24 protein-coding genes are annotated in these 26966 nt (G+C 40.2%); 13 read left to right on the top strand and 11 right to left on the bottom strand.

Annotated elements, in window-relative coordinates:
- Positions 1-31: 31 nt before the first annotated feature.
- Entirely contained in the window at positions 32-1576 is a 1545-nt protein-coding gene (locus LBQ60_10415) for an acyl-CoA carboxylase subunit beta (protein MDR2038322.1), read from the top strand.
- A gap of 73 nt (positions 1577-1649) precedes the next feature.
- Positions 1650-1973: an acetyl-CoA carboxylase biotin carboxyl carrier protein subunit gene (locus LBQ60_10410; protein ID MDR2038321.1), complete on the top strand. Its 324-nt coding sequence runs from the start codon at positions 1650-1652 to the stop codon at positions 1971-1973.
- An 88-nt stretch (positions 1974-2061) separates the two neighbouring features.
- On the opposite strand, the gene LBQ60_10405 is transcribed toward LBQ60_10410, so the two are convergent.
- A complete protein-coding gene (locus LBQ60_10405; protein MDR2038320.1) occupies positions 2062-3159 on the bottom strand; it encodes a hypothetical protein in 1098 nt (365 codons plus the stop codon).
- A gap of 259 nt (positions 3160-3418) precedes the next feature.
- Between LBQ60_10405 and leuS the strand changes: the two genes are divergently transcribed.
- Positions 3419-6223 (top strand): leucine--tRNA ligase, encoded by a 2805-nt coding sequence (gene leuS, locus LBQ60_10400; protein MDR2038319.1) that lies wholly within the window; start codon positions 3419-3421, stop codon positions 6221-6223.
- Between the two features lie 263 nt (positions 6224-6486).
- Here leuS and LBQ60_10395 read toward each other — a convergent pair whose 3' ends face one another.
- Positions 6487-6927 (bottom strand): MarR family transcriptional regulator, encoded by a 441-nt coding sequence (locus LBQ60_10395; protein ID MDR2038318.1) that lies wholly within the window; start codon positions 6925-6927, stop codon positions 6487-6489.
- Between the two features lie 3 nt (positions 6928-6930).
- Positions 6931-7569, bottom strand: coding sequence for a nitroreductase family protein (locus tag LBQ60_10390; protein ID MDR2038317.1), 639 nt, complete (start codon positions 7567-7569; stop codon positions 6931-6933).
- Positions 7570-8051: 482 nt separating this feature from the next.
- Here LBQ60_10390 and bcp point away from each other — a divergent pair, with 482 nt between their 5' ends.
- Both bcp and larB read left to right on the top strand, forming a co-directional pair.
- Positions 8052-8504 carry a thioredoxin-dependent thiol peroxidase gene (bcp, locus tag LBQ60_10385; protein ID MDR2038316.1) on the top strand — a complete coding sequence of 151 codons (453 nt, stop codon included), beginning with the start codon at positions 8052-8054 and terminating at the stop codon, positions 8502-8504.
- 18 nt (positions 8505-8522) lie between these two features.
- Complete coding sequence (larB, locus tag LBQ60_10380) at positions 8523-9269, top strand: nickel pincer cofactor biosynthesis protein LarB (protein MDR2038315.1); 747 nt, start codon at positions 8523-8525, stop codon at positions 9267-9269.
- Here the strand turns inward: larB and LBQ60_10375 are convergent.
- Entirely contained in the window at positions 9256-10161 is a 906-nt protein-coding gene (locus tag LBQ60_10375; GenBank protein ID MDR2038314.1) for a 4-hydroxy-3-methylbut-2-enyl diphosphate reductase, read from the bottom strand. The two genes, larB and LBQ60_10375, sit on opposite strands and share 14 nt — an antisense overlap.
- A 200-nt stretch (positions 10162-10361) precedes the next feature.
- Between LBQ60_10375 and LBQ60_10370 the strand changes: the two genes are divergently transcribed.
- On the top strand, positions 10362-11072 hold the full coding sequence (locus tag LBQ60_10370; GenBank protein ID MDR2038313.1) for a pirin family protein: 711 nt from the start codon (positions 10362-10364) through the stop codon (positions 11070-11072).
- A 137-nt stretch (positions 11073-11209) separates the two neighbouring features.
- On the opposite strand, the gene lysS is transcribed toward LBQ60_10370, so the two are convergent.
- From lysS to LBQ60_10355, 3 genes are all read right to left on the bottom strand, one after another.
- Positions 11210-12937 carry a lysine--tRNA ligase gene (gene lysS / locus LBQ60_10365; GenBank protein ID MDR2038312.1) on the bottom strand — a complete coding sequence of 576 codons (1728 nt, stop codon included), beginning with the start codon at positions 12935-12937 and terminating at the stop codon, positions 11210-11212.
- A 9-nt stretch (positions 12938-12946) separates the two neighbouring features.
- Entirely contained in the window at positions 12947-13216 is a 270-nt protein-coding gene (locus LBQ60_10360) for a DUF3098 domain-containing protein (protein ID MDR2038311.1), read from the bottom strand.
- A 91-nt stretch (positions 13217-13307) separates the two neighbouring features.
- Positions 13308-14186, bottom strand: coding sequence for a permease-like cell division protein FtsX (locus tag LBQ60_10355; protein MDR2038310.1), 879 nt, complete (start codon positions 14184-14186; stop codon positions 13308-13310).
- Positions 14187-14352: 166 nt separating this feature from the next.
- Here LBQ60_10355 and smpB point away from each other — a divergent pair, with 166 nt between their 5' ends.
- From smpB to LBQ60_10340, 3 genes are all read left to right on the top strand, one after another.
- Positions 14353-14805, top strand: coding sequence for an SsrA-binding protein SmpB (gene smpB / locus LBQ60_10350; protein ID MDR2038309.1), 453 nt, complete (start codon positions 14353-14355; stop codon positions 14803-14805).
- Positions 14806-14882: 77 nt separating this feature from the next.
- A complete protein-coding gene (locus tag LBQ60_10345) occupies positions 14883-16775 on the top strand; it encodes an OmpA family protein (protein ID MDR2038308.1) in 1893 nt (630 codons plus the stop codon).
- Between the two features lie 266 nt (positions 16776-17041).
- Complete coding sequence (locus LBQ60_10340) at positions 17042-17926, top strand: AraC family transcriptional regulator (GenBank protein MDR2038307.1); 885 nt, start codon at positions 17042-17044, stop codon at positions 17924-17926.
- A 2-nt stretch (positions 17927-17928) separates the two neighbouring features.
- Here the strand turns inward: LBQ60_10340 and LBQ60_10335 are convergent, their stop codons facing one another.
- Together LBQ60_10335 and ftsH are read right to left on the bottom strand one after the other, a co-directional pair.
- Entirely contained in the window at positions 17929-18222 is a 294-nt protein-coding gene (locus LBQ60_10335) for a hypothetical protein (GenBank protein MDR2038306.1), read from the bottom strand.
- Between the two features lie 11 nt (positions 18223-18233).
- On the bottom strand, positions 18234-20060 hold the full coding sequence (gene ftsH / locus LBQ60_10330) for an ATP-dependent zinc metalloprotease FtsH (protein MDR2038305.1): 1827 nt from the start codon (positions 20058-20060) through the stop codon (positions 18234-18236).
- A gap of 609 nt (positions 20061-20669) precedes the next feature.
- Here ftsH and LBQ60_10325 point away from each other — a divergent pair.
- On the top strand, positions 20670-21839 hold the full coding sequence (locus LBQ60_10325) for an RNA polymerase sigma factor (GenBank protein MDR2038304.1): 1170 nt from the start codon (positions 20670-20672) through the stop codon (positions 21837-21839).
- Positions 21836-23278, top strand: a complete 1443-nt coding sequence (locus LBQ60_10320) for a hypothetical protein (protein ID MDR2038303.1) — start codon at positions 21836-21838, stop codon at positions 23276-23278. The genes LBQ60_10325 and LBQ60_10320 overlap by 4 nt, the downstream gene beginning before the upstream one ends.
- Here LBQ60_10320 and LBQ60_10315 read toward each other — a convergent pair.
- Both LBQ60_10315 and LBQ60_10310 read right to left on the bottom strand, forming a co-directional pair.
- The gene (locus LBQ60_10315; protein ID MDR2038302.1) at positions 23270-24223 is read right to left on the bottom strand and encodes a lysophospholipid acyltransferase family protein; all 954 of its coding nucleotides are present in this window, start codon (positions 24221-24223) and stop codon (positions 23270-23272) included. The two genes, LBQ60_10320 and LBQ60_10315, sit on opposite strands and share 9 nt — an antisense overlap.
- The gene (locus LBQ60_10310; GenBank protein ID MDR2038301.1) at positions 24183-24425 is read right to left on the bottom strand and encodes a phosphopantetheine-binding protein; all 243 of its coding nucleotides are present in this window, start codon (positions 24423-24425) and stop codon (positions 24183-24185) included. Before LBQ60_10310 ends, LBQ60_10315 begins: the two co-directional genes overlap by 41 nt.
- 250 nt (positions 24426-24675) lie before the next feature.
- Here LBQ60_10310 and LBQ60_10305 point away from each other — a divergent pair, with 250 nt between their 5' ends.
- Both LBQ60_10305 and LBQ60_10300 read left to right on the top strand, forming a co-directional pair.
- Positions 24676-25590, top strand: coding sequence for an alkaline phosphatase (locus tag LBQ60_10305; protein ID MDR2038300.1), 915 nt, complete (start codon positions 24676-24678; stop codon positions 25588-25590).
- A 132-nt stretch (positions 25591-25722) separates the two neighbouring features.
- A partial coding sequence (locus LBQ60_10300; protein MDR2038299.1) for a hypothetical protein occupies positions 25723-26966 on the top strand: 1244 nt, incomplete at its 3' end.

Genomic DNA, 26966 nt, shown 5'->3' with positions numbered 1-26966 from the left:
TTTTATTAATTTTAACCAAACCTAATACGCAATGGCGTTAAATAAAAAAATCGAGGAGCTCAAGAAAAGAAGGGAGCAAATAGAAAAAGGTGGCGGCGACAAGGCCATAGAAAAACAACTTGCTATGGGCAAAATGACAGCCCGTGACCGTGTCCGTTCCATCGTAGATGATGGATCATTTCAGGAATACGACATGTTTGTCCAACATGATGCCCGTGATTTTGACATGGATAAAGTAACCTTACATGGTGATGGTGTCATTACCGGTACAGGCTCAGTAGATGGTAAACCGATCAGTATTTTTGCACAGGATTTTACAGTAGCAGGCGGTTCTTTAGGATCGATGCATGCCCGCAAGATTACTAAAATCATGGATCATGCATTGAAGATGCGCATGCCTTTAATTGGGATCAACGATTCGGGAGGTGCACGTATTCAGGAGGGAGTTAATTCCCTGGCTGGATATGGTGATATTTTCTTTCGTAATACCATCAGTTCCGGCGTGATTCCACAGATCTCAGTGATCCTTGGTCCTTGTGCGGGAGGTGCTGTATATTCTCCGGCACTTACCGATTTCGTGTTTGTAGTGGATAAGATATCCAAAATGTTCATCACAGGACCTGAAGTGATCAAAACAGTGATCGGCGAGGAAATATCGATGGAAGATCTCGGAGGCGCGCGCGTGCACAGTGAAATTACCGGAAATGCCCATTTCTTCGCTCATAGTGAAGCCGAATGTTTCGAGCAGATCAAAAAACTGCTTAGTTTCATCCCGTGGAACAATTCGGAAAAAGCACCGCGGCAGGAACCTAAAGAACCTAAGGCAAAATATAAGATCGATAAGATCATGCCTTCCGATCCGAAGATGCCATATGATGTCCGTGATATCATCAAGGCTGTGGTGGATGATTCCGACTTTTTTGAAGTGCAGGAGTTATGGGCTGCAAATGCAGTGATCGGTTTTGGCCGGATCGATGGGGAAACCGTCGGATTTGTAGCAAACCAGCCATTAGTACTGGCAGGCGTATTGGATGTGGATTCATCCGATAAGATCGCCCGTTTTATCCGTTATTGCGATGCGTTTAATATTCCCCTGGTTACATTGGTTGATTTACCGGGCTATCTTCCCGGCATTGATCAGGAGCACGCCGGAGTGATCCGTCACGGGGCGAAAATATTGTATGCATACAGTGAAGCAACGGTTCCCAAGATTTCCGTAATTCTTCGTAAAGCATACGGAGGAGGATATATTGCCATGAATTCCCGTCACTTACGTGCCGACTATGTATTTGCATGGCCTACTGCCGAAATTGCTGTAATGGGACCTGAAGGAGCAGCCAATATTATTTTCCGTAAGGAAATACAATCGGCTTCAGATCCGGATAAGGTACGTGCTCAAAAAGTGCAGGAATATAAAGATAAATTTGCCAATCCTTATGTTGCGGCATCCAGAGGTTATGTCGATTCTGTGATTGAACCATCGGAGACCCGTAAGTTATTAAAACATGCGCTTTCTGTTTCCGAGTCGAAATCTCAACAGATACCGCGTAAGAAACACGGGATACCTCCATTTTAATTAAGCTAATTCTCTTTAACATGCTTGCCGTTATACACTGACGGCAAGCAAATGTATTCATTTGTAAAAACATATGACCAAAATAGATAAGACTCAATTAGGATCTATTATAGTGGATGATTCCATCTATAATACGGAGTTAACGGAGAAATACAAGAATCGTAAGAAATGGGTAGCTCCTGATAATCGCAAGATCACTGGATTTCTTCCGGGCACTATCAAAGAAGTGATGGTGAAAAAAGGTGATTATGTGAAGGCAGAACAGACAGTGGTGAAATTTGAGGCCATGAAGATGATCAATAATGTACAGTCTTCAGTTGACGGCACGGTAAAAAAGGTGTATGTCAGTCCGGGCGATAAATTTCCTAAAGGTTTTGTCCTGGTAGAACTCGAATAGGGCAAACATGATTTTCAGAATAAAGCCATCCGATATTTTCCGGATGGCTTTTCTTTTTCAGATACGGGAGAAACACATGTTCGTATACTTAACGTTGTGGCCTTTGAAGAACATTCCGGAATCCGCCATATTCAAATGACTGTTGTTTCAGCTGGTTTCCAGCCATATCATCTGTATTATAAATACTGACATGCAATGGTTGAGGTCCTGCATCCGTGTTGAATACCCGGAACGTTATTTCCTGACCGGTTTGTTTTTTATGTTCGGTCATATTTTTTGCTGTTTTTGTAATGGTTTCTTCTCCGGTTTCTGCACGGGCGATAAAATCATCTACATTTTTCATATCCGGGACAGCAAAAACCAGTTTTTCATCGAATTGTGAAAATGCTTCATAAGCAGCAGCTTCCAATAATTTTTCCTGTAATCTGGAGAAAAGGGATGCATTCCCGAATATTTCTACGGTCGATACCTTTCCGTTAATACAAAAGGCGAATCCCAAAATGTTCTTTTGATGATGGAAGGCAGGTTGTAGCGCTTTCACATATTCAGCCACCTTTTCTTTCAACTGGTCATTTTCAAGGGTTAATTGAAGGCTGGTTGCCGATTCTTTGCTTTTTACATCTGCTTTGACATTGTTACCTGCCTGTTCCTGATATTTCGATACTTCACTCCATACCTGCTGCTGATTCTTGTACGCTCTTGCCGCTACTTTCTGGTTACGGCTGCTAAGGGTATTTTTCGATACTGAAAATGCAGCTGTGCTTTCATTTCCGCGCCTTTGCCATCGGCTTTGTTCCACACAGAATGATTTTAACGGGATATTTTTACTTTTCGGATCCAGGACAATATCTTCCCCGATGGTCCGGTCCTGTTTGCCTCCTTTAACGATATCCCCCGCCATAATAAAGACATGATCATCCGACAGGTTATCTACGGAGAGTTGTCCGACATTCCCTGTTTCCCGCAGGGTAATGATCTTCCTGTCCATGGCCTCTTCCAGTGTTACATAGTTACGTTTTATCTGGTCTTCACCCTGTATCAGAAAAATAGTCAGGTTCCTGTAGGTATATGCTTCCTGTTTTGTATAAGGTTGCGCACAGGATTCTACTGCCAGTAAAGCGAGCAATAATGCAATACTTCCATATATCCTTTTCGGATATTCCCCGGATAATCTTAGTGTATTCATTGTGTTCTGATATTTTAATGTTTACAACAAATGTATATCGGGTTATTGTCTTTTTTTGTGAGAATGGGTAAATGCTGTATTTCGGTTGGTGAAACATCTATTTAAGCACTCAGTGCTATTTATTGTTTTCTAAAGTCACATCGATCAAATTGTTTACGTTAAATAAAAGTGACATTAATTGTTTGGTATTACTTAAAAGGATTATTTTTCTTTTTACAAGGAAATTACGAACTTTGCAAATTCAAAAAAGAAAGGAAAAATGGAATATAATTTTAAAGCGATAGATGCCAAATGGCAGAAATACTGGATCGGGAATAAAACATACAAGGTTACCGAAGATGCCGGTCAACCTAAATATTATGTACTGGATATGTTTCCGTATCCTTCAGGTGCAGGTTTGCATGTCGGGCATCCGCTGGGATATATCGCATCCGATATTTACTGTCGTTTTAAAAGGCACAAAGGCTTCAATGTATTGCATCCGATGGGTTATGATGCATTCGGATTGCCTGCAGAACAATATGCCATACAAACAGGGCAACATCCTGCGATTACCACTGAACAAAATATCAAACGCTATCGGGAACAATTGGACAAGATCGGATTTTCCTTTGATTGGGACAGGGAAGTACAAACCTGTGATCCGAAGTATTACCATTGGACACAATGGGCTTTTATCCAGATGTTCAACAGCTATTACTGCAATGATGAAAAACAGGCCCGTCCGATCAGTGAGTTGATCGATGCTTTTGGGCAGGTGGGTACACAAGGCCTGAACGTTGCCTGCAGCGAGGAACTGCATTTTACATCTGATGAATGGAATGCAAAATCGGAACGGGAACAACAAGAGATATTGTTGAATTATCGTATCGCTTATCTGAGTGATACTACCGTAAACTGGTGTTCCCAGTTAGGCACGGTATTGGCGAATGATGAAGTGATCAATGGCTTATCCGAACGTGGCGGTTATCCGGTGGAGCAAAGATTAATGCGGCAATGGAGCCTTCGGGTATCTGCTTATGCCCAGCGCCTGTTGGATGGATTAGAAACGATCAATTGGACTGACTCTTTGAAAGAATCCCAAAGAAACTGGATCGGTCGCTCGGAAGGTGCGGAAATGACATTTAAGGTATCAGGTTCGGACATAGGTATTGAGATCTTTACTACCCGGGCAGACACCATATTTGGTGTTACTTTTATGGTATTGGCGCCGGAAAGCGATTATGTCAATCAAATCACCACTGATGACCGGAAGGCGGAAGTGGACGCATATCTGGAAGCCACCAAGCGTCGTACGGAGCGTGATCGTCTTGTTGACAAGAAAATTACCGGGGTATTTACCGGAGCTTATGCTGTTCATCCCTTTAACGGAAAAGAAATTCCTATATGGATCTCAGATTATGTACTGGCAGGATACGGTACCGGTGCGATCATGGCCGTACCTGCGCATGACAGTCGTGACTATGCTTTTGCCAGACATTTTGACCTGCCTATCATTCCATTGATTGAAGGTTGCGATATATCAGAGGAAAGCTTCGATGCCAAAGAAGGGATCATGATGAATTCGGGCTTCCTGGATGGATTAACGGTAAAAGAAGCCATTGAAAAAGCCAGAAAATATGTGGAGGAACATCAACTCGGACGGATCAAGGTGAATTACCGTTTGCGGGATGCCATTTTCTCACGTCAGAGGTACTGGGGAGAACCATTCCCGGTATATTATAAAGACGGACTTCCGTATATGATCCCTTTAGATAAACTTCCGCTGGAATTACCTGAGGTAGATAAATACCTGCCTACCGAAACAGGGGAGCCTCCGTTGAAACGTGCAGAAAAATGGGCCTGGGATACTGCAAACGAAAAAGTAGTAGACACTTCGGAGATCGACCTTCAAACTATTTTTCCGTTGGAATTGAATACCATGCCCGGATTTGCCGGATCTTCAGCCTATTATCTTCGTTATATGGATCCTGATAATACCAAGGCTCTAGTGTCAAAAGAAATTGATGAGTACTGGAGAAATGTTGATTTGTATATCGGGGGGACTGAGCATGCAACCGGACACCTTATTTACAGCCGTTTCTGGAATAAATTCCTGTACGATATCGGCGTTTCATGCGAAGATGAGCCGTTTAAAAAACTGATCAACCAGGGAATGATCCAGGGACGAAGTAATTATGTGTACCGGATTACAGGAACCAATCAGTTTGTTTCTTATCATTTAAAAGACCAGTATGAGGTTCAACCTCTCCATGTAGATGTCAATATCGTATCCAATGATATACTGGATATTGAAGCTTTCAAATCATGGAGGCCGGAATTCGCTTCAGCTACGTTTATTCTTGAAGATGGAAAGTATATTTGCGGATGGGCTGTTGAGAAAATGTCCAAATCATACCATAATGTGGTTAACCCGGATATGGTGGTGGAACAATATGGGGCAGATACCTTGCGGATGTATGAAATGTTCCTTGGACCACTGGAACAATCCAAACCATGGGATACTGCCGGAATAGAGGGTGTTCATCGGTTTTTACGCAAGGTATGGAACCTGTTCATATCCCGTGAAGGAACATTGAATGTTTCTGATGAAGAGCCGGTAATTCAGGAATATAAAGCCTTACATAAGGGTATCAAAAAAATAACGGCCGATATCGAAGGATTTTCGTTCAATACAGCTGTCAGCGCATTTATGATTTGTGCCAATGAATTACAGGACCTGAAATGCAATAAACGTAAAATACTGGAACCCTTTCTGATCCTCCTGTCTCCTTTTGCACCGCACCTTGCAGAGGAGTTGTGGGAAGCGACAGGACATAAGCAAAGTATTACCGGAGAAGTTTATCCGGTGGCCAATGAGCAATACCTTCAGGAGAATACATTTACTTATCCTGTCTCCTTCAATGGGAAAACACGCTTTACGCTTGAATTACCCGTCGATATGGATGTGAAGACAATTGAAGAAACAGTGTTGGCAAATGAAAATGCCCAGAAATGGATAGAAGGAAAAACACCTAAAAAGGTAATTGTTGTTCCCAGGAAAATCGTCAATATTGTGATTTGATATAAATCTCTTTGATGTACAAAGGATATACTTAATTCTTTTAAGGAGTTCAATACTCAAGGTCGAATAAAGCATATTACGGGGAAAATATTTGATCATTTTATTCTCCTGAATAATAGCGAAATAACTGTTCCAAAAGCCCGTTTTTAAGCGGAACGACTAAACCATCACGTAAGTCATTGCAAATTAATGTACTATGTTCTTTTGACAATACGACACGGATTTCCATCGGAATTAGGAACTGATTTTGTGTAGAGAGTATACTATAATAGCTTTGTAAGCATATCGTTCAATAAAGTCAAATCAATTCCTTTATTCTCATATAATTCCCGGTCGGCATTATTTACGATTGGTATAGCCTGCTTCAGAAGGGTCAGACCGTCAGGCGTAAGACCCAGAATTTTTGCCCGTGTATCGACAGGATGTTCCTTTCTTGTGACGAGTTCTTTCCCGACCAAGGTTTTCAATACGCTCGAAACGGTAGACTTATCAAATTTAACCACTTCTCCAAGCGCTACCTGGGTTGTTTCTTGTTTCATATATTCCAGCCAGTGAATACCGGAAAGTAGGACGAACTGGCTGAATGTTAAACCTACGGCAGACAAATCATTGTTTATTCTCCGCTGGTGGGCGTTCGATAAGCGGACTATCAGGTATGCAGTACTGTTGTCGGGAGATTCCATGCCCCAAATATTCTCTATCATCGCTTACATCCATTTAGTGAATTTATTGGAGTCGAGACTTCGGTTTTTTTCCGTAACTTTCTTCGGATAACCGATGACACAGCCTTCTAAGTGATATTTATCTTCTTCCAACCCAAGTAATTTCAGAAAATTCAGATTATCCGACATATTACCGGTTGCCGAGATCAACTGAAAACCCAAACCCTCAGCAGTCGCAGTAAGCCACATATTCTCCATAGCATGAGCAACGGACTGTTTTTCAACGGGAGGAAATCCTTTCTTCTCAGCCACAACAATAAAATGTGGTGACTCATTCAGCGAGGGAATACCGTTCTTAGACATTCCGTTCAGTCGGTTTACGAACGCTCCGAATTTCTTTTTGGTGAATGGTAATAATTTGACTAATCTACCGAGTTTACGGGCATTCCTGCGAATCTGGGCGAGCATCAGCTCCTTCGCTTCTGTCATACTCTCCGTGCCCTGGGTAAAAACAAAGATTTTGCGAATCTCTTCCAAATGTATTCCTGTTGCTCCGCCGTATGGAGCATATATGCATGATTCTATAATTCTATCCAACATTTCAGGTGGAGGAATTTCCGATGAAAAGCTCCGTGTTGATTTCCTTTCACGGATGATCTGTCGTAAAACTTCTGATTTTTCCATTATTTGATTTATTATTGTTCGTGCAAAGATAGTAAGAATACAAACAATAATCAAATATATTGATACATCTTTTCATTTGACTGTGTTCTGCCTCTCAATTTATCCACCTTTTCACTACCGTTGATGGCTAAAGCGGTAGTGTAACTGACATATAAATACCATTACTTTTATTGAACCTGCAGACTCGCTTCTGTTCAACGCTACTAGCCTATGGTCCGAATTGTAATGTTTGGCTGAATTACAAGTTCAGCGGTGATCTATGACTTTTTAGGCAGCTTGTTCCCAGACTGAATCTTTTGTGTATCGGACTTAACTTTGAATGAAAGATCAATGCTACATAAAGTATTTTATATAAATTCCAATAAATTTTTACACATACTTCATGATATGAATAATTTAAAAATATTCAATGTGCAATAATCAATAATCAATTATATAACAGGAATGTGTATATTTGTAAAAACGGAAATATACATAACAATATGATCACATTGAAAACTGGCGATAAAGCCCCTGATTTTAAAGGAAGAAATCAGGATGGACAGGAAATCTCCCTGAATGACTACAAAGGGAAAAAATTGGTGTTGTATTTTTACCCCAAAGACAATACCAGCGGATGTACAGCCGAGGCCTGCAGTTTACGAAATGCTTATGATGATTTTTTAGATAAGGGTTATGAAATAGTTGGTGTCAGCCCGGATAGCGAAAAATCCCATGTGAACTTTATCTCGAAAAATAATCTGCCATTTCCACTCATTGCAGACACCGATAAAGAAATCGCGTCTTCTTATGGTGTATGGGGAGAAAAAAAGATGTACGGGCGTACTTATATGGGAATTTTACGAACCACTTTTATCATTGATGAGAATGGATTCATTGAAAAAGTCATTGAAAAAGTGGATACGAAAAACCATGCCGATCAGTTATTGAAATAATTTTAACATCATTTACAAATGACCCCCGAACAAATTCGTAGTATTCTTGAGTCTGTTCAGCAAGGAAAACAGAACATAGATGGTGCCCTGGAACAATTAAAAGATCTTCCCTTTACTGAATTGGGATTTGCCAAGATAGACAATCACAGGCAGTTGCGGACAGGTTATCCTGAGGTGATTTTTTGTTCCGGTAAGACCATCGATCAGTCTGAAGAAATTATACGGTTGATGTATCAAAGGAATAATAATATTTTGGCCACAAGGGTATCTGAAGAATTATTTCACCGGATAAAAGGTATTTATCCGGAAACGGAATACAATCCCCTGGCACGTACCATTGTTATCAGGCGGGATGAGATACCGGTAACAAAAACCTATATATCCATTGTCACTGCCGGAACGGCTGATATTCCTGTTGCCGAAGAAGCAGCCATAACGGCAGAGCTATTCGGGAATAAGGTGGAGCGTATCTTTGACGTTGGTGTAGCTGGTATTCACAGGCTTTACAGTCGTCTGGACCTGATTCGTGGAGGGCGGGTAATTATTGCAGTTGCCGGAATGGAAGGAGCATTGCCGAGCGTCATCGGAGGACTGGTGGATAAACCGGTAATTGCTGTTCCCACCAGTGTCGGTTACGGAGCTAATTTCAACGGGTTATCAGCATTGCTTACCATGTTGAATTCCTGTGCTGCAGGGATCTCTGTAGTGAATATTGATAACGGTTTCGGAGCAGGGTATCTGGCAAGCCTGATCAATAAAGGTTGATCTTTTCTATTTCATTTGCTATTTTTTCCATTAGCCATCGGGGAGTGGAAGTAGCCCCACAGACTCCTACAGAAGATGCGCCTGAAAACCAGTTTTTGTCTAAATCGTCCGGATTGGCTATCAGATAACTATTAGGATTGGCCTGTTTGCATACTTCGTAAAGGGCTCTTCCATTTGAACTCTTACTTCCGCTAACAAAGACGATCACATCGTGTTTTGCTGAAAATCCGATCAATTTGGGTTCCCTGTTCGACACCTGCCGGCAGATGGTATCATTGACCTCAAAAGGAATATTTTTGCCTATTTGTTTTCTGTTGCGTTCCTTTTCTATCGCTTTACGGATACGCTGTAATCCTGAAATAGTCATAGTGGTTTGGGAAAAAAGGTACAATGGCCTTGAAATATCGATCCGGTCAATTTCATTTTCAGAGGCTATCACAATAGCAGTGTCCATGGTTTGTCCGACCAACCCGTTTACTTCAGCATGACCAGGTTTCCCATATATGACTACTTGTCCGTTATTGGTTTTGGATTTTAGGAATGCTTTGTGTACCTTTTTCTGTAAATTCAGTACAACCGGACAAGTAGCGTCCACAATAGAAATATTATTCCCGGAAGCGATCCGGTAAGTTAAAGGTGGCTCTCCGTGCGCTCTGATCAATACTTTCATATCATGCAAACTCTTCAGTCCTTCATGATTGATGGTCTGCATACCACATTGATTCAAACGTGCGACTTCCGATTCATTATGCACAATGTCACCCAGGCTGAATAAACCATTCCCTCTTTGTAATTCGTCTTCAGCCATACGAATGGCACGGACTACACCATAGCAAAAACCCGAGTCTGAATCTATTTCAATGATTAATTTTTTATCTCCGGACAATGCCATAAATTAGATTTTATGGGAAAAAACATCCATAATCATGCCATAATTTTTGAGCAACATTTCATCAATTATTTTGGAATGGTTTTTGATTATTTATAAACAAAATGGCCAGCCTAATTTGTAACACATGAGCTAATTATTTTATTACAGATTAACCATTTTTTAATAGGATTGTTATTATATTAACATTAATAGATATTATCATGAAAACAGAATTATTCAGGGCTTCTACCAGAGGTCATGTCGATCATGGATGGTTGGATACATACCATACATTCAGCTTTGCCGGTTATCATAACCCTTCCCGGGTTCATTTCGGAATGCTACGTGTCATCAACGATGATATCGTGCAGGGAGGGGAAGGATTTGGAACACATCCGCATGACAACATGGAAATTGTATCTATTCCGTTATATGGTGATTTAGAACATAAGGACAGCATGGGAAATACAAGTGTAATTCATGCAGGGGAAGTGCAGGTAATGAGTGCGGGAACCGGAATTACCCATAGTGAATTTAATGCCAATAAAGACCGGCCTGTTAATTTTTTCCAGATATGGGTTTTTCCTAATAAGGATAATGTGGAGCCACGTTACCAACAAATGAAATTTGATTTTCAGAATATCAAAAACAAAATGATCCAGATCGTTTCACCCAATCCTAACGACGAAGGACTTTGGATACATCAGGATGCATGGTTTTCGATGGGAACCTTTGATAAAGGTACTGAGATCGATTACAAAATAAAAAGCCCCAAAAACGGTGTTTTTATGATGGTGATTGAAGGTGAGTTTTCTTTTGAGAAGGAAAAATTGTATCACCGTGATGGAATCTCCGTAACAGGGACCAAATCCGTTAAGTTAACGCCTACTTCCGATACGGGACGTATTCTGATCATAGATGTTCCTGTATAAATACTTATCTAACCATAGAAGATAGGGTCTTATACATTATAGTGTAACGATACTCACGGAATTCAAAAATTATTGGGCCGGAAATTCTATTTCCGGCCCAATGTAATTATGTACCATAATGACTGAATGACAAAAGATCAGGATATTTCTAACCAGGCTTTTACTTCTTCCATAGTTGGGTTTTTTAATCCCAGTTTATTCTTTTTGTTATATCCGCACAGGTCATTGAAAAGTTTCCCGGCAGCTGCAGTTTTAAGACTTTCAACAGTTAGGAACCCCAGTTTTTGCAATGGATCCACCCATTCTTCAGCAATACCGGCTGCCACATAAATATCGGCAGTATCCCGTTTTGCTTTTTTTTCAGGCTTCATTTGCGGAAAGAACAGTACATCCTGAATGGAAGATTGATTGGTCATAAGCATTACCAATCTGTCGACTCCCATACCCATACCTGAAGTAGGGGGCATACCGTATTCCAGTGCACGGACAAAATCCATATCAATGAACATGGCTTCATCATCCCCTTTTTCGCTGAGTTTCAATTGATCCTGAAACCGCTCCAGCTGGTCGATGGGATCGTTTAGTTCGGAATAAGCGTTACAAAGTTCTTTCCCGTTCACAAATAACTCAAAACGTTCCGTAAGTTCCGGGTTGGTCCGGTGGCGTTTACATAAAGGGGACATTTCGATCGGATAATCGATGATAAAAGTCGGTTGTACCAGATGCTCCTCACATTTTTCACCAAAAATGGCATCTATAAGCTTCCCTTTTCCCATGGTTTCATCAATCGGGATATTCATCTTTTTACAGGTCTCCCGGAGTTGCCCTTCATCCATACCGGAAACGTCTATTCCGGCATATTCTTTTATAGCCTGGAGCATGGGAAGGCGGCGGTATGGACGCTTAAATTCAATTTCCTGTTCACCTACCTGTATTTTCGTGGTTCCATGTAAAGCCAATGCTACACGTTCCATCATTTCCTCTGTAAAATCCATCATCCAGTTGTAGTCCTTATAGGCTACATAGATTTCCATTACGGTAAATTCAGGGTTGTGGGTACGGTCCATTCCTTCATTCCGGAAGTTTCTTGAAAATTCATATACCCCATCAAATCCGCCTACAATTAACCGTTTCAGGTATAATTCATTGGCAATGCGGAGATAAAGTGGAATATCCAGTGCATTATGATGGGTAATGAATGGGCGTGCAGCTGCCCCTCCGGGAATAGGTTGCAATACGGGGGTATCGACTTCAATATATCCCTTTGAATTGAAAAAGTCCCGCATAGTATTGACGACCAGGGTGCGTTTTACAAATGTATCTTTGACCTGCGGATTGACCAGCAGATCGACATAACGCATCCTGTAACGCTGTTCCGGGTCGGTAAATGCATCAAACACCTGTCCGTCCTTTTCTTTTACGATAGGAAGGACCCGCAGGGATTTACTCAGGATGGTCAGTTCTTTTACATGAACGGAAGTTTCCCCCATCTGTGTCACGAACACAAATCCTTTTACACCAATGATATCACCTATGTCCAGTAAACGTTTGAAAACGGTATTGTAGAGCGTTTTATCTTCTCCGGGACAGATATCATCCCGTTTGATATATAACTGGATCCGGCCGGTAGCATCCTGTAGTTCAGCAAACGAAGCACTACCCATGATGCGGCGGCTCATGATGCGTCCCGCGATGGTGATATCCTGGAAATTTCCCTTTTCCGGGCTGTAATCTTTTAAAATTTCTTCGGCAGTCGCATTGACAATATATTCAGCTGCCGGATATGGCTCAATCCCTAATTTTCGCATCTCTGCGAGCGAATTCCTTCGAACAATCTCTTGTTCGCTTAAATCATGCATGGTCATTTTCTCTATTTATTCTACAGAATCTTTGGGTTTTCTCATGATGGCCCAAATGATAAAAACAAAACCTCCAACTACAATAATCGGAGCAATGGTAAGCCTGCGGAAATTGAATATTTCCGGGTTGAATACATTCGGGTCATCCGATTTTCCGCCGCTCATCAGCAAAAATCCGATCACCAATATGCCAACACCTATCAGGATATATTTATAACTACTCTTTAAAATTGCAAAACCGGTATCATCCGATCCCGACTTGACTGTTTTTTTCTTTGTTGCCATTATTTACCAATTTTCGATTATTTACTAATTTAATTGAAAGCTGTATCAATACAGTCTAAATAACCATTATTCAAATGGATCTTATTAAAAACTAATAATATAATTTTTCTGTTTTGATATTCAGATATTTGTTCACGGCAAAGTAGGTTGATATCCAGCTGAGAGAGATCCCCAAAGTAAAAACGATCAGGAACAACCCCCCCAGGAGCCGTACATCACTCACACTAATGACGTTTTCCATTTGCTTTTCAGCCCAGTAAAGCGCAAAAATCAAAATGCCCATTGCTATAAGCGCGCTATAGATGCCTTGTAATGCGCTCCGCCAGAGAAAAGGTCTTCTGATAAAAGTATTGGTTGCCCCGACCAATTGCATGGTACGGATCAGCAACCTCCGCGAATATACAGATAGACGTATGGTATTATTGATCAATGAAACAGCGATGACAAATAATAATGCACTGAATGCGAGAATAAAGAGACTTATTCTTTCCATATTGTCGTTCAATGCATGGATCATGGTACGTTGGTAGGATACCTCTTTTACTTCGCTGATTTGTGATAACTGCTTTTCAATATTTTCAATACTGTCGTTATTGGCATAGCGGGCATCCAACTTTAATTCAATAGATGACGACAATGGATTATATCCTAAGAAGCCCACAAAGTCTTCTCCATACTCTTCTTTAAAATCATTGGCTGCATCCTCTTTTGTAAGATATTGTGTAGAACGGACATAAGGTGCAGCATCCAGTGTTTTTTGCAGCTGGTAAATATCTGCTTCTTTCACCTGATCTTTTAAAAAAACAGAAAAACCAACATTCTCTTTGACATATTTACTGATGCGATGGGTAGTCAGCAATAAAATCCCGATGGTTCCCAACATGCACAATACCAGAGATATACTGATAATCGACGTAGCATATGAACTACGCAACCGCCTTTGGATGATCTTCGATTCTTTGTTTTTCATTTTATGAATGAATGAAGAATGCAAAAGTAAGAATATTTTTTGGTTAAGGGCAACTAAATCATTGGCATAATTATCTCAGATATGATGGAAAACGGAATATTTGCCATTATTGTTGTATCTTTGCATCTTAGTAAGAAATTCCTATCTTTAAGATCTGGATCGCGTTATGACAGAACAACGTATCAATATCAAGAATAAGAAAGCCTCATTTGAATATGAGTTTCTGGAGAAATATGTGGCAGGTATCCAATTGTACGGAACGGAAATCAAATCAATTCGCCAGGGAAAAGCAAACCTGACGGATGCTTATTGTCTCTTCCGGAATAATGAATTGTGGATCCAGGGAATGCATATTGCGGAATATTGGTGGGGTACATGTAACAATCATGATCCTAAAAGGGAACGTAAATTATTGTTGTCGCGAAAAGAGTTAAACAAACTGGAACGTAAGTCTCAGGACAAAGGATTGACCATTATCGCCCTTCGTATGTTCATCAACGAACGCGGATTTGCGAAAATGGAAATTGCTCTGGCAAAGGGTAAAAAATCTTATGATAAACGGGAAGACATCAAGCAGAAAGATGCCAAACGGGAATTGGACAGATTAAGAAAACGATAAATTTGTCAGCTCATCTCACAGGTATGCAAGACTTTTCATTCATACGATCAAGTATTTTAAAACAACTCGTTTTATGTTTGCTGTTGTTATCTGTATTTTCAGAAATGCCGGCACAACAATTATCTTCCAAGTCTAAAAAAGCATTAAAGGCATACGATGCAGGGCTGGATCTATACAGGCACCGAAAGTACCAGGAGGCCATAAAAATTTTAGCTACGGCAGTCAAAGAAGACCGTCAGTTTATTGAAGCATATATGCTTTCCGGAGAATGTCATCTGGAGCTGGATGATCTTCCAGGTGCCAAAGAAGCTTTTCTCCGTTGTATTGAAATTAATCCAGAATTCTTCCCACCGGTATATTACTCTGTTGCAGACATCTGTTTTGAATTGGAAGAATATGAAGCCGCCAACAAATATCTGGAAAAATATCTCACATATACCAACCAAAAGCCGGCGTTACGTGTGAAGGCGCAAAAATTGCTTAAAGATACCGAATTTGCTTCAAATGCTGTAAAGAACCCTGTTCCTTTCCAGCCCGGGAATATCGGGTTGCAATTCCAATATGATCAATACTGGCCTAGCCTTTCGGTAGACGAACATACTCTGGTGTTTACGGCGTTAATACCAAAAAATCCTGAGAATCCGTCGGTGGTAGGTAACAGACAGGAGGATTTTTTTGTTTCGGATTTCGAAACAGGGAAGTGGTCTGTTCCTCAAAATTTAGGTTCTCCCCCAAATACGCCTGACAATGAAGGGGCGCAAACTATTTCGGCCGACGCTTCTAAAATGTTTTTTACCGCTTGTAACAGAAAGGAAGGGAAGGGGAGTTGTGATATTTATTACAGCGAAAAGCGGAATAATTTATGGACACGTCCCCAAAACCTCGGGCCACCTGTTAATACATCTGCCAAAGAAACACAACCATCCATATCGGCAGACGGACGTACATTGTATTTTGCAAGCAACAGGAAAGGAGGAAAAGGAGGGCAGGATATCTGGATGTCGAAGCTCAATGAAGGAGGAGAATGGAGTATTCCCGTGAACCTGGAAGAGATCAATACGCCCTACGAAGAATCTTCTCCATTTATTCATCCGGATGATCAGACCTTGTACTTTGCTTCGAACGGATGGCCGGGAATGGGGCAATTCGACCTGTTTGTTGCCCGCAGGGATTCAACCGGAAAATGGACTACACCGGTTAATTTAGGTTATCCGATCAATACAAAACACAATGAAGAAGGGTTGATTGTCAATGCAAAGGGCAACAGGGCCTATTATTCATCCGACAGGACTACGAATAATATCCGGAACATATTTACTTTCGAATTATATCCGGAAGTTCGCCCGAAACCGGTATCCTACATGAAAGGTAAAATTTATGATGCCAAATATTATACGCCGCTGAAAGCAAAATTCGAACTGATAGATCTGTCATCATCCGAGAAAGTAATCGAAGCAGACTCGGACAGCGCTACCGGAGAATTTCTGGTATGCCTCCCTTCAGGAGAAAGGTATGCATTAAATATCAAACGTAAGGGATACCTGTTTTTCTCAGAGCACTTTACCATGGCTCCGGGGACTTATAATGAGCCATATAATAAAGAATTTCCCTTACGAAAGATACAGGTTGGTGAGAAAGTGATCTTACAGAATATTTTCTTTGATTTTGATTCACATAAGTTATTGGATGAGTCAAAAGCGGAATTGGAAGGATTGGTACAATTCATGAATGATAATCCGGAAGTAAAAGTCAGGATTACAGGTCATACGGACAATATTGGAAAAGTGGCCTATAATTTTGAATTATCACAAAACAGGGCACGTTCTGTAGCTAATTTTCTGTTAGGAGAAGGAGTGGCAATGAACCGGGTCACTTACAAAGGTATGGGAGCATCAGAGCCTGTTGCAGACAATAGTACGGAAGAAGGAAGGGCGCAAAATCGCCGGACTGAACTGGTTATTGTAAAATAATTTTACCATAATATTCCGGAAATACATCATCAGTTTTGACTGATAAACTTGATACACTCATCTTTTTATCAATTAGTGAGACAGGTTTTATTTGTATATTTTTTCTTTCTGATACCGATTAAGTAATGCAAATAGTTTAATGATGTATTTTATGAAAGTAATCAATTTGATCAATGCAAGTTAAGAAAATAATAAATAGCACTGAGTGCTTACTTTCTAAATAATTTATTCAGATATTTGCGTCAATATCTAAAATATCATTTGATATGAGCCCTGTAGCTGAAAATAACCTCAATGAGTTACTGATGGACCAGTTGAAAGAACAACTGGATCCCCATGCTATCAGGAACTTTATTTTGTCCGATACAAGTAAAGTACCAGACGGATATACATTGGATTATCCTTTTATATTTGACGGGATTATTTTAGGCATTTGTGTCAAAGGGTCTACCAGATTAAAAATCAACTTCAAAGAATATGAATTAAGAGAAGGATCGATCATTACCATTCTTCCGAAGCAAATCATCAAACCTATAGAAAAATCCGAAGATTGTCTGATACAGTTACTTTTTCTTTCTTTTGATTTTATTACCGATCTGTCTCTATCCAAAGATTATGATATCCTGTTAAAGATGGGAAAACATCCTTATCAACCGATATCGAAGGAAGAGATGTATAACTTATTGGAATTCCATACTTTAATTGTAAAGTATTACCACAAGAAAGAAAACATTTTCCGGGAAGATATCATCAAATCATTGTTACAGGCTTTAATTATGATCATCGGATCCAAGTATCTGAAAACCAACAGTGAAAAAATTAAGAAATCATCGAGGAAAGAAGAACTTACAGAGCGGTTTTTTAAATTATTAATGCAACATTATAAAGAAGAAAGGAGTGTTTCCTTCTATGCCGATAAATTATGCCTCACTTCGAAATACCTTTCTTCGACCATCAAAAAGATCACCGGCCATTCTATCCTGGAATGGATTAGTGAAGCTGTAATCATCGAAGCAAAAACGATGCTTAAAACAACTGATTTAACCATTCTGCAATTATCAGAAGAACTGAATTTCCCCAATCCGTCTTTTTTTATCCGCTTTTTCAAGCAATACACAGGAACCACTCCACTTAAATACCGTAATAGCTAACTTCATAACAGAAAAGAAGCAAGCAGGGGATTATTTTTGATCTCATCCAAAGCTTTTACCGTTATTCCTGCTTTTTCTATAAAATCTTTCAATCTAACCTCGATGATCTCTATATACATGATGGATACCTTCTTTCCCAGAAGCCATAACAACAGATAGTTAATATTATATATATATAATAATTCCTCTCCGACACTTTTTACCACATTTTCTTCCACATCGAATAAAAAGATTTGTTTGACCTCATCTTCTAATGTTTTAAAATGAATGTTATCAAGAAAAATGGCTATCCTCATGGCAACACGATTTATCGATTCAAAATTTCCATGAACTCATCTCCGGTAATTGTTTCCTTTTCCATAAGAAATGCGGACAATTCATGCATTTTATCTATATGCTCATTGATCATGTTCTTTGCTTTTTCATGAGCATTTTTGATAATCCGTAATACTTCCTGGTCGACATAAGCGGAAGTTTCAGGAGAACAAGCGATACTTGAATCAGATCCCAGATAGGGATTGTTTACTGTTTCGAGAGCCATCATATCATATTGCTCACTCATCCCGTAACGTGTAACCATCGAACGTGCGATTTTCGTGGCCTGTTCAATATCATTCGAGGCGCCTGTGGTAACTATTTGAAAAATAACCTCTTCCGCTGCCCGCCCGCCGGTCAGTGTCACAATTCTGTTCAATAATTCATCCTTGGTCATTAAATTCTGTTCCCCGGAATCCACCTGCATGGTATACCCTAATGCCCCGGATGTCCTTGGGATAATTGTAATTTTATGTACCGGTGCCGAATGATTTTGCTTGGCTGCTACCAGGGCGTGTCCTATTTCGTGATAAGCCACTATCTTTTTTTCATGACCGGATAACACTTTTCCCTTCTTTTGTGCTCCAGCAATTACCACTTCCACACTTTCTTCCAGATCGGATGTTGTTACCGTTGCCCGGTTCATCCGTACTGCCCTTAAAGCTGCTTCATTTACTATATTTGCAATTTCCGCACCCGATGAGCCGGCCGTTGCCCGTGCTATAAAGTCAATATCGATCTCATCATGTTTGATCTTTTTCAGGTGTACTTTTAAAATCTCCTTTCTTCCTTCAATATCAGGCAATTCCATTGTTATCCTCCTGTCAAATCTTCCGGGGCGGAGTAAAGCTTTATCCAGGGTTTCCGGACGATTGGTCGCTGCAAGTATCACCACACCCTTTTTTCCATCGAAACCATCCATTTCCGTGAGAAGCTGGTTCAGTGTTTGTTCCCGCTCATCATTACCTATGGTGCTGTCCCGCTTTTTACCAATAGTATCTATCTCATCAATAAAAATGATACAAGGCGCTTTCTCACTGGCTTGTTTAAAGAGATCCCGTACCTTGGCGGCACCCATCCCTACAAACATTTGTACAAATTCAGAACCTGAAATAGCAAAAAACGGCACTTTGGCTTCCCCTGCAACAGCTCTCGCGATCAATGTTTTTCCGGTACCCGGAGGGCCCACCAATAATGCTCCTTTTGGAAGACTGGCCCCTATTCCGGTATATTTAGAGGGGTTATGGAGAAAATCCACGATTTCTGTAAGGGCTTCTTTGGCTTCTTCCTGACCGGCGACATCAGCAAATGTGGTTTTAATTTCCGATTCGGCATATATTTTAATATTATTTTGTCCTAAAGTCATGGCATTTCCTCCCATCTTTCCCTGCAGCATCTTACTCATAGATCTCCAGATCAGGTAAAAGATCAATCCTGGTAATACCCACATCAAAATAAAATTTAATATAGGCGAGTTTTCACGGGGAATGGACTTTGTGAACTCGATATTTCCACTATCATTAGGGCTTGTAGCGTTCAACAGACGATCAACAAGATCCGGGTCGTTGACTGCCCCTGTTTGGTACATCGCTTCAGCATCACTTTCGTCAATGGTTGAAAAATAGATTTTGTGCTCGTCTATATTGACTTTCTTTACTTCTCCATCTTCTATTTTTTTGATAAATGTACCATAATCCGTATCAATAATTTTTTGCTTGAACAATTGTGGAAATACAATCGTATTCAGAAGCATAAGAATAATCAACAATACTGTAAAAGTATAGTACGGATTGCCGGGTGATTTTTTTTGTTCTTCCATGTCTTTAGATATTAAGTAAGTAATAAAAAACAATTAATGCCTTATTTGCTGAACGTAATCAATTTGATCAGTGTGACTTAAGAAAACAATAAATAACACTGGGTGCTTGGTTTGATTTTATTAGCAAATAAAATGGAAACTGGTAGGAACATGATAATTATTTCCGCTTCAAAAATGTCCGGAAAGTCGGTTTTATTACAAATGCTGATTTTCAAAAACATAAAGAGAATAAACACAGCAATTACTTCAACAGGTAGAAATGAATGATAATCATGCTGTACATGAACAGGAATTAAAAATGATATCAAGCAGTCACAATAAATTATTGTCGCATTTTCAAGATATCATGTATTTGTTTATTCGTTAATCAGGCCAATTTTCAATGAACAATAATCAATTTACAATACTTATAAGTAATACCTAACAATTAATATCATCTTTACTATAAAAAAGCGTAATCAATTTAATCAATGTGACTTAAGAAAATAATAATAGCACTGAGTGCTTAATATCCAAAATAATTACCATAATTTTGTAAAAAAATATGATTGATAGTTGCCACCATTTTATTTTTTGGCATCATATCAACAAAACCATGGTAATCATTGAATGAACAAAAAGGAATTCTGGGATGATGCTTATCGGAGGAATGCCCCTGCTTTACGAGGTGTTATAAGGCGATATATTTCGGATAATGAGCTGATACAAGATCTGATACAGGAGGCATTCATCACTGCAATCAATAAGCAGGACACTTATTCGGGGAAAGGAAGCTTTGACGGATGGTTGCATCGTATCACCGTTAATACCGCATTAATGCACCTACGCAGCCGAAAACCTGCTATGGTGCCGATAGATTCTATGTCATTAGTCGCCGAAACCAATGATGAAGCTATTGAAAATACAAAAAATGAAATAGAAGCTGCCGAATTCTCTAATAATGAGCTTTTGGAAGCGGTAGATCACCTGCCCGAGCATCACAGGCTGGTGTTCAATATGTATGTAATGGATGGGTTCACACATGTGCAGATCGGCAAAGAACTGGGCATATCATCCGGAACCTCTAAATCACATCTGGCGCGCGCCAGAAAGAAATTGCAACAATATTTACATGAAGAGGCTTTGAAAAAGAAAAAAGATAAGAAAAGAGCTGTTGCATTCCTCGCAATCCCGGTATTATCCGGAAAAATGCACTATATCGATAAACTCTATCAATCAAATATGTCCGGTTTTACCATTCCGGGAAGCGGCGATCTTTCATTTTTATCCGTTGCATTGGAACAACCTGTGGCTTCGACACTTTCAACCGTTGTACAAACTACAGCCTCATCCTTTCAGGGTTCGGTTTTATCATATGTTGCCGCATGCGGTGTTACGGCCGCTATCACTACTTCGGTATGTTTGGTTACCCTTGGGGACGAACCTGTAAAGAATGAATCAGTCCCTCAAAATGTGATTTTATTAGCAGACAGTATTGTACAAAAAACGGATCAGGATACTACATTAAACCTATTTCTCGAACAAGAGGATACATCAGCGGAAAACATTAACTTAAACTTACAGGATGCGGTTCAGGATGTCCAGATCGTCGTTTCAGATTCTCCGGAAGAAAAAGAAAGTAAAGTTTTATCGTCACGGTCCGAAGTATCCGATATTCCTGACCCACCTGTTGACGAAAAAAGCTTCCAGGAGGAAGAATCATCTCCCTTTGTCGTGAAAAAACAAATCATACAACATCAAACAGTTGTCATACGTGACACTATTATTATCGAAGAATGAAATATTTTTTTCTTGGCCTTGTTTTGTTTAGTATGGCGTTTACGTCGACCGCTCAGGAAATCCCGAGGGATACCGTTTATGTTTATGAAACGGTTATTGTGTATGATACTATTCGTATCAGTGATACATTACGCATCAAAAAAGCACATCTGAACCAAGGCGATTCCATTTTTTTTACTCCAACAACTGCCACCATTTCAGAAAATGACATCATTACTCATGAATCCATAAATAAAAAAAACAGATCAGTCATGAGATTAAAAGAAATGAAATGGTTAACTTCCATGGTGTTATTACTGAATAACTCGGTTATCCTGCCTGCTCAGGAAACAAAATCAAAAGAATCATACAAGACGTTTCCCGCACAGTTGAGTTTTGTATATCCTATCGGAACACATGGAAATGAAAGTGGGAATTACCGGTATAATTTATCAATGAATGTCCTCACCGGATCAGTCGGTTGGGTTTCAGGAGTGGAATTCGGATCATTGCTGAATACGGCCGATGGAGTTACCGGGCTTCAGGTAGCTGGGATCGGAAACAAAACAGATTATGTACGGGGCGGGCAATTTTCCGGGATATACAATATTAATGGGACAGGTTATGGTACTCAGATTTCCGGAATTATTAATATCAACAGAGGTTTCCAGGGAGCACAATTTTCCGGAATTGCTAATTTATCTGAAAATTCAAGAGGATTACAGGTCTCCGGGATCGTAAACCTTAATCAAATATCAGATGGGGCACAGATAAGTGGTATTGCGAATATTTCCGAAGAATCCGAAGGTGCCCGGATCGCAGGGATAGTTAATTTAACTGAAAAAGGAAAAGGAGTCCAGATTTCCGGAATTACCAACATCAACCAGGAATTTACGGGAACCGGTATAGCAGGAGTATATAATCATACCGGTATTTTACGCGGAACCCAGATCGGGCTGGTCAATGTGATCGACTCTGTTGAGTCGGGAGTAGCTATCGGATTGATCAATATTGTCAGGAAAGGATTTTATGATGAGTGGGAACTCTCACTTTCAGATTATGCCAATGTAGCATTAAGCTATAAGATGGGGATGAAAAAATTCTATACTATTTTTACGGTCGGAGGTAATTTTATTGAGGATGCGTTGTTATATTATGCAATAGGTGTCGGATCCCGGATCAGTATCAGTAAAAAGATTGATTTTCAACCGGAACTGATCGGCAGTAATTATAATCCATGGGACGTATACACATTTGTTTCCCGGATAAAGGCCGGATTTGTCTATAATATCAATCATCGTGTGGCCATATCGATTGCTCCTAGTTTTTACGTACTTAACAGGGATGCCGATAAAAAGGAACTCAAGATCAGCAGTATCCCATCCGTGGCTACTTATACACACAAGAATGATGTGACCGAACTGGGCTTTGGGATTAGTCTGAGCTGTATATTAAGATAAATTTTCCTGTTCTTTATCCCAGAATTCATAATAGTTGAACCACTGTTCCGGATAACGCCGTAATACCTGTTCCAGGGAACAAACATATTGTGATGCCAGCGATTCAGTAATTTCTCTTTTCGTCATATTTTGGTCAACATGTGCGATATAAAAGCAAAAGCGATAGGTTCGCCCGGGTTTTCTTACAGCAAAAAAGAAAACTACCGGTACCTGGGCATGTGCAGCAATCTGAAAAGGACCGGCCGGAAATGAAGCAGGAGCACCCAGAAAGGTTCTGTTTAAAGTGGTCGTTCCTTTCATGTGGCGGTCTCCCTGAAAACAGATGTATTCTTTGTTGATCAACGCTTTTCCTATTTCAAAGGTATGGCTCATATCATCCTTTAGTGCGATAATTTTATAGCTTTTTTCTCCTGTAACCGATTCCAGGTATTTTTTTATGCGCTGGTGCTCAGCGTCCAGCATTACGATGTTGACATGGGTATTATGTTTCCCGAAAAGATGTCCGGCGACATCCCAGTTCCCGACATGTGCACTGATGAAGATACATCCTTGTTTCTGTCCGAGCAAATGTGTGACTTCGTCGTGATTTTCAAACTGATAAGAAAATTTGTTTCCCATTCCTGTGGGAATTGCCGTTTTGTCAATCAATATTTTGGCAAAGCAATGATAATTACGGTATGTCATCCGCATAGATTTCCATCGGCTGAACAAATGTCTTTTCCGGAAATAACGGTAGATCATCGATGAGGTCCGGGGTGAGAAAATAATATAATAACCGATCACCACTCCGGCAAAACCATAAGCAAAAGAAAGTCCGGATCTTTTAATCAGCCAGATGAAGAAACGGTGTCCCCATAAACTACCTTTGGTAACACCATCCCAGTCTTTTTTGGATCTGTGTTTTTTAGTTAATATGTCTGAAAATGTATTGATAAAAATCTTCAAATGTGGAAATTTCTGCAAAATCGGAACCTTTAACTCTCAGTCCGAAATTTTGTTCGAGTAAAACCACCAAATCAACATAATCCAGACTATCCAAATCAAGTACTTCTTTCATGGAAGCTTCCGGATTAATGCTTTCTAATTTTACTTCAAAATCTTCAGCCAACACAGTATTGATCCTATTTGCGATTTCTTCTCGTGTCATTTTAAGGATTTTAAATTGAACTGCAAAGTTGCAAAAAAAATGGATATAGAAAAATACCCGGCTTAAAGAACCATTCAACCTCACTTTATGTGTCCCTTTATCATTGGGTTTATTGGTTTAAATTTATATTTTTGAGATCCTAATTTAAGCACTCAGTGCTATTTATTTTTCTTAAGTCGTATGGATCAAATTGATTGCGTTTATTAAATATGACATTAAATGTTTGATATTATTTAATTATTGAAACTGTATGAAATATGTAATTATTTTTCAGGTTTTCTTTTTTGTCTTGCTTTCATCTTGTACAGATCATCAACGTCCGGAATGGAAGGCCCGGCATGTAATATTCATCGGCTTTGACGGTTGGGGAGCATATAGTGTGGAAAAGGCCGATATGCCACATTTAAAAAAACTAATGCAGGATGGATCCTATACTTTAAAGAAGCGTTCTGTACTTCCCTCTTCAAGTGCGGTCAACTGGGCATCGATGTTTATGGGTGCCGGACCAGAGTTGCACGGATATACGACATGGGGATCGAAAGAGCCCGAACTTCCTTCACGTGTAGTATCCCATTATGGTATTTTTCCTTCGGTATTCGGATTATTTCGGGATGCCTATCCTGATGCGGAAATAGGATATGTATATGAATGGGGCGGAATGCAATACCTAGCGGAAATGAAAGCCATGAACTTCAGTATGCAGGTGCTCAACTATAAACAAAACCAGGACACTACTGCCATCATTGCCTGTAATTATATCCGATCATCCAAACCCAATCTTTTCGCTGTCATTTATGATGATCCTGATGCTGTCGGACATCGTTCCGGCCATGATACTCCGGAATATTATGATATTCTTAAAGGCCTGGATAGTTATATCGGAGAAATTGTACAATCCGTAAAAGATGCCGGTATGTATGATGAAACCATATTTATCATTACTTCCGACCATGGCGGAATTGATAAAGGACATGGCGGAAAAACCATGCAGGAAATGGAAACGCCTTTCATTATTTCAGGAAAAGGGGTAAAGAAAGGATTCAATTTTGATGGGGACAGTATGATGCAATATGATGTTGCTTCCACTATTGCCTATATCTTCGGATTAGAACCACCCCAGGTCTGGATTGGCCGTCCGTTGAAGCAGGTGTTTGATGGGAACTGATTTTTATTATAATCCTGCTCCCTTATTGCCGCTTCCATATATGCAAAATATTAAAAAAAAATACTTATAGAATTGTAATAGTTATTGAATAAATGTTTATGTTTGAGAAACAACCGTAAACATTTATTTGCGATGAAACAATATTTTGTCAAAAATATATATGGGAAAACAACTTTTTTGTATATTGTTTTATTATTTTTAATCGTTTTCTTTTGTCAGGAAGCCAAAGGGCAATTTCCCGGTGTTCCGGTTATCACCACTCCAAAAGCTGCAACCATGCAACAATACGGCAGTTTTTCCACTCCGTCGCTACCCCGGCCGAATATCCCTCAACCTATCTATTCGCCCGGTATTTCCATTCAGGAACGAAATGCGCGTATGATTGAGGAAGACATGCGACAAGTGGAGCGGCAACGGCAAATGCAACAAAGGCAGATACAGGAAGCATTGGAAGAATTTGAACCGCGGCAGGGTTTGAATATGGATGTCTGCAGAAGTGTTATCCCCATGCCGGATTTTACTTCGGAACAAGGTACGGAATACTTTTTCAATGCGTTCGACGGCATCCATCAGATGCTTACCGGGGAGGCTCCCGTTAGTCTGAAAGTTGCCATTTTCCTTGCCGAAAACGCATATTTCGGCAATCGGTTGAGTTATGCCGACTATAATAACCATATTAACCAGGTGGCCGCCCTGTGCGATCTGAAAATCAAACAGGAGGGACTGGATGAAAAAGATCCCATGATACGTAAGATGATGTTGTTCCACTTTATGTCCGACACCTTTCAGGTGCGCCTTCCGGGCAGCGAAAAAACGTTGACGCACCTCCCCATCACATACGACTATAATGATTTTGAAGGCAGGGAAGACCTGAGCAATATGTTTGTTACCAAGGTAATGGCCAAAAATTCGGGACAATGCCATTCGCTGGCCCTATATTACATGGTCATGGCCGAGGCAATGGGAATAGAAGCCTACCTTTCGACCGCCCCCATGCACAATTTTGTGAAAATAAAGGACAACAAAGGCAAATGGCACAACCTGGAACTCACCTGCGGGGCCATCCTGACCGACCACCACCATATCCAGGCCGGATTTATCAAATCGGAGGCATTAAGGAACAAGATATACCTTGAACCGATGACCCAGCAACAACTCATTGCCGATGTACTGCTCGATGTGGCAAGCAAATATATCCGTAACCATGGGTTCGACAAATTTGTAGTGGAATGTTACACTACGGCATTAAAATACCATCCCAACAGTGTCAGGGCGCATATTTTCCGGTATGATTATTATCTTGCACTCGCATTGTATGTATTTGAACGGGCAGGCATCACCTCGCAGGAGCAGGTTGCACTCTGCCCCCAGGCCGA

The sequence above is a fragment of the Bacteroidales bacterium genome (assembly GCA_031275285.1).
Classification (GTDB): Bacteria; Bacteroidota; Bacteroidia; order Bacteroidales; family UBA4181; genus JAIRLS01.
This window is presented reverse-complemented; position numbering and strand designations above follow the sequence as displayed.

What these genes read in the sequence shown, in the direction of transcription:
- bcp (MDR2038316.1), top strand. Translation starts at nt 8,052, where the DNA reads ATGATCACATTGAAAACTGGCGATAAAGCCCCTGATTTTAAAGGAAGA.
- LBQ60_10370 (MDR2038313.1), top strand. Translation starts at nt 10,362, where the DNA reads ATGAAAACAGAATTATTCAGGGCTTCTACCAGAGGTCATGTCGATCAT.
- LBQ60_10335 (MDR2038306.1), bottom strand. Translation starts at nt 18,222, where the DNA reads ATGAGGATAGCCATTTTTCTTGATAACATTCATTTTAAAACATTAGAA.
- ftsH (MDR2038305.1), bottom strand. Translation starts at nt 20,060, where the DNA reads ATGGAAGAACAAAAAAAATCACCCGGCAATCCGTACTATACTTTTACA.
- larB (MDR2038315.1), top strand. Translation starts at nt 8,523, where the DNA reads ATGACCCCCGAACAAATTCGTAGTATTCTTGAGTCTGTTCAGCAAGGA.
- LBQ60_10310 (MDR2038301.1), bottom strand. Translation starts at nt 24,425, where the DNA reads ATGACACGAGAAGAAATCGCAAATAGGATCAATACTGTGTTGGCTGAA.
- smpB (MDR2038309.1), top strand. Translation starts at nt 14,353, where the DNA reads ATGACAGAACAACGTATCAATATCAAGAATAAGAAAGCCTCATTTGAA.
- LBQ60_10355 (MDR2038310.1), bottom strand. Translation starts at nt 14,186, where the DNA reads ATGAAAAACAAAGAATCGAAGATCATCCAAAGGCGGTTGCGTAGTTCA.
- leuS (MDR2038319.1), top strand. Translation starts at nt 3,419, where the DNA reads ATGGAATATAATTTTAAAGCGATAGATGCCAAATGGCAGAAATACTGG.
- LBQ60_10390 (MDR2038317.1), bottom strand. Translation starts at nt 7,569, where the DNA reads ATGGAAAAATCAGAAGTTTTACGACAGATCATCCGTGAAAGGAAATCA.
- LBQ60_10320 (MDR2038303.1), top strand. Translation starts at nt 21,836, where the DNA reads ATGAAATATTTTTTTCTTGGCCTTGTTTTGTTTAGTATGGCGTTTACG.
- LBQ60_10415 (MDR2038322.1), top strand. Translation starts at nt 32, where the DNA reads ATGGCGTTAAATAAAAAAATCGAGGAGCTCAAGAAAAGAAGGGAGCAA.
- LBQ60_10305 (MDR2038300.1), top strand. Translation starts at nt 24,676, where the DNA reads ATGAAATATGTAATTATTTTTCAGGTTTTCTTTTTTGTCTTGCTTTCA.
- LBQ60_10395 (MDR2038318.1), bottom strand. Translation starts at nt 6,927, where the DNA reads ATGATAGAGAATATTTGGGGCATGGAATCTCCCGACAACAGTACTGCA.
- LBQ60_10360 (MDR2038311.1), bottom strand. Translation starts at nt 13,216, where the DNA reads ATGGCAACAAAGAAAAAAACAGTCAAGTCGGGATCGGATGATACCGGT.
- LBQ60_10375 (MDR2038314.1), bottom strand. Translation starts at nt 10,161, where the DNA reads ATGGCATTGTCCGGAGATAAAAAATTAATCATTGAAATAGATTCAGAC.
- LBQ60_10405 (MDR2038320.1), bottom strand. Translation starts at nt 3,159, where the DNA reads ATGAATACACTAAGATTATCCGGGGAATATCCGAAAAGGATATATGGA.
- LBQ60_10410 (MDR2038321.1), top strand. Translation starts at nt 1,650, where the DNA reads ATGACCAAAATAGATAAGACTCAATTAGGATCTATTATAGTGGATGAT.
- LBQ60_10340 (MDR2038307.1), top strand. Translation starts at nt 17,042, where the DNA reads ATGAGCCCTGTAGCTGAAAATAACCTCAATGAGTTACTGATGGACCAG.
- lysS (MDR2038312.1), bottom strand. Translation starts at nt 12,937, where the DNA reads ATGACCATGCATGATTTAAGCGAACAAGAGATTGTTCGAAGGAATTCG.
- LBQ60_10325 (MDR2038304.1), top strand. Translation starts at nt 20,670, where the DNA reads ATGAACAAAAAGGAATTCTGGGATGATGCTTATCGGAGGAATGCCCCT.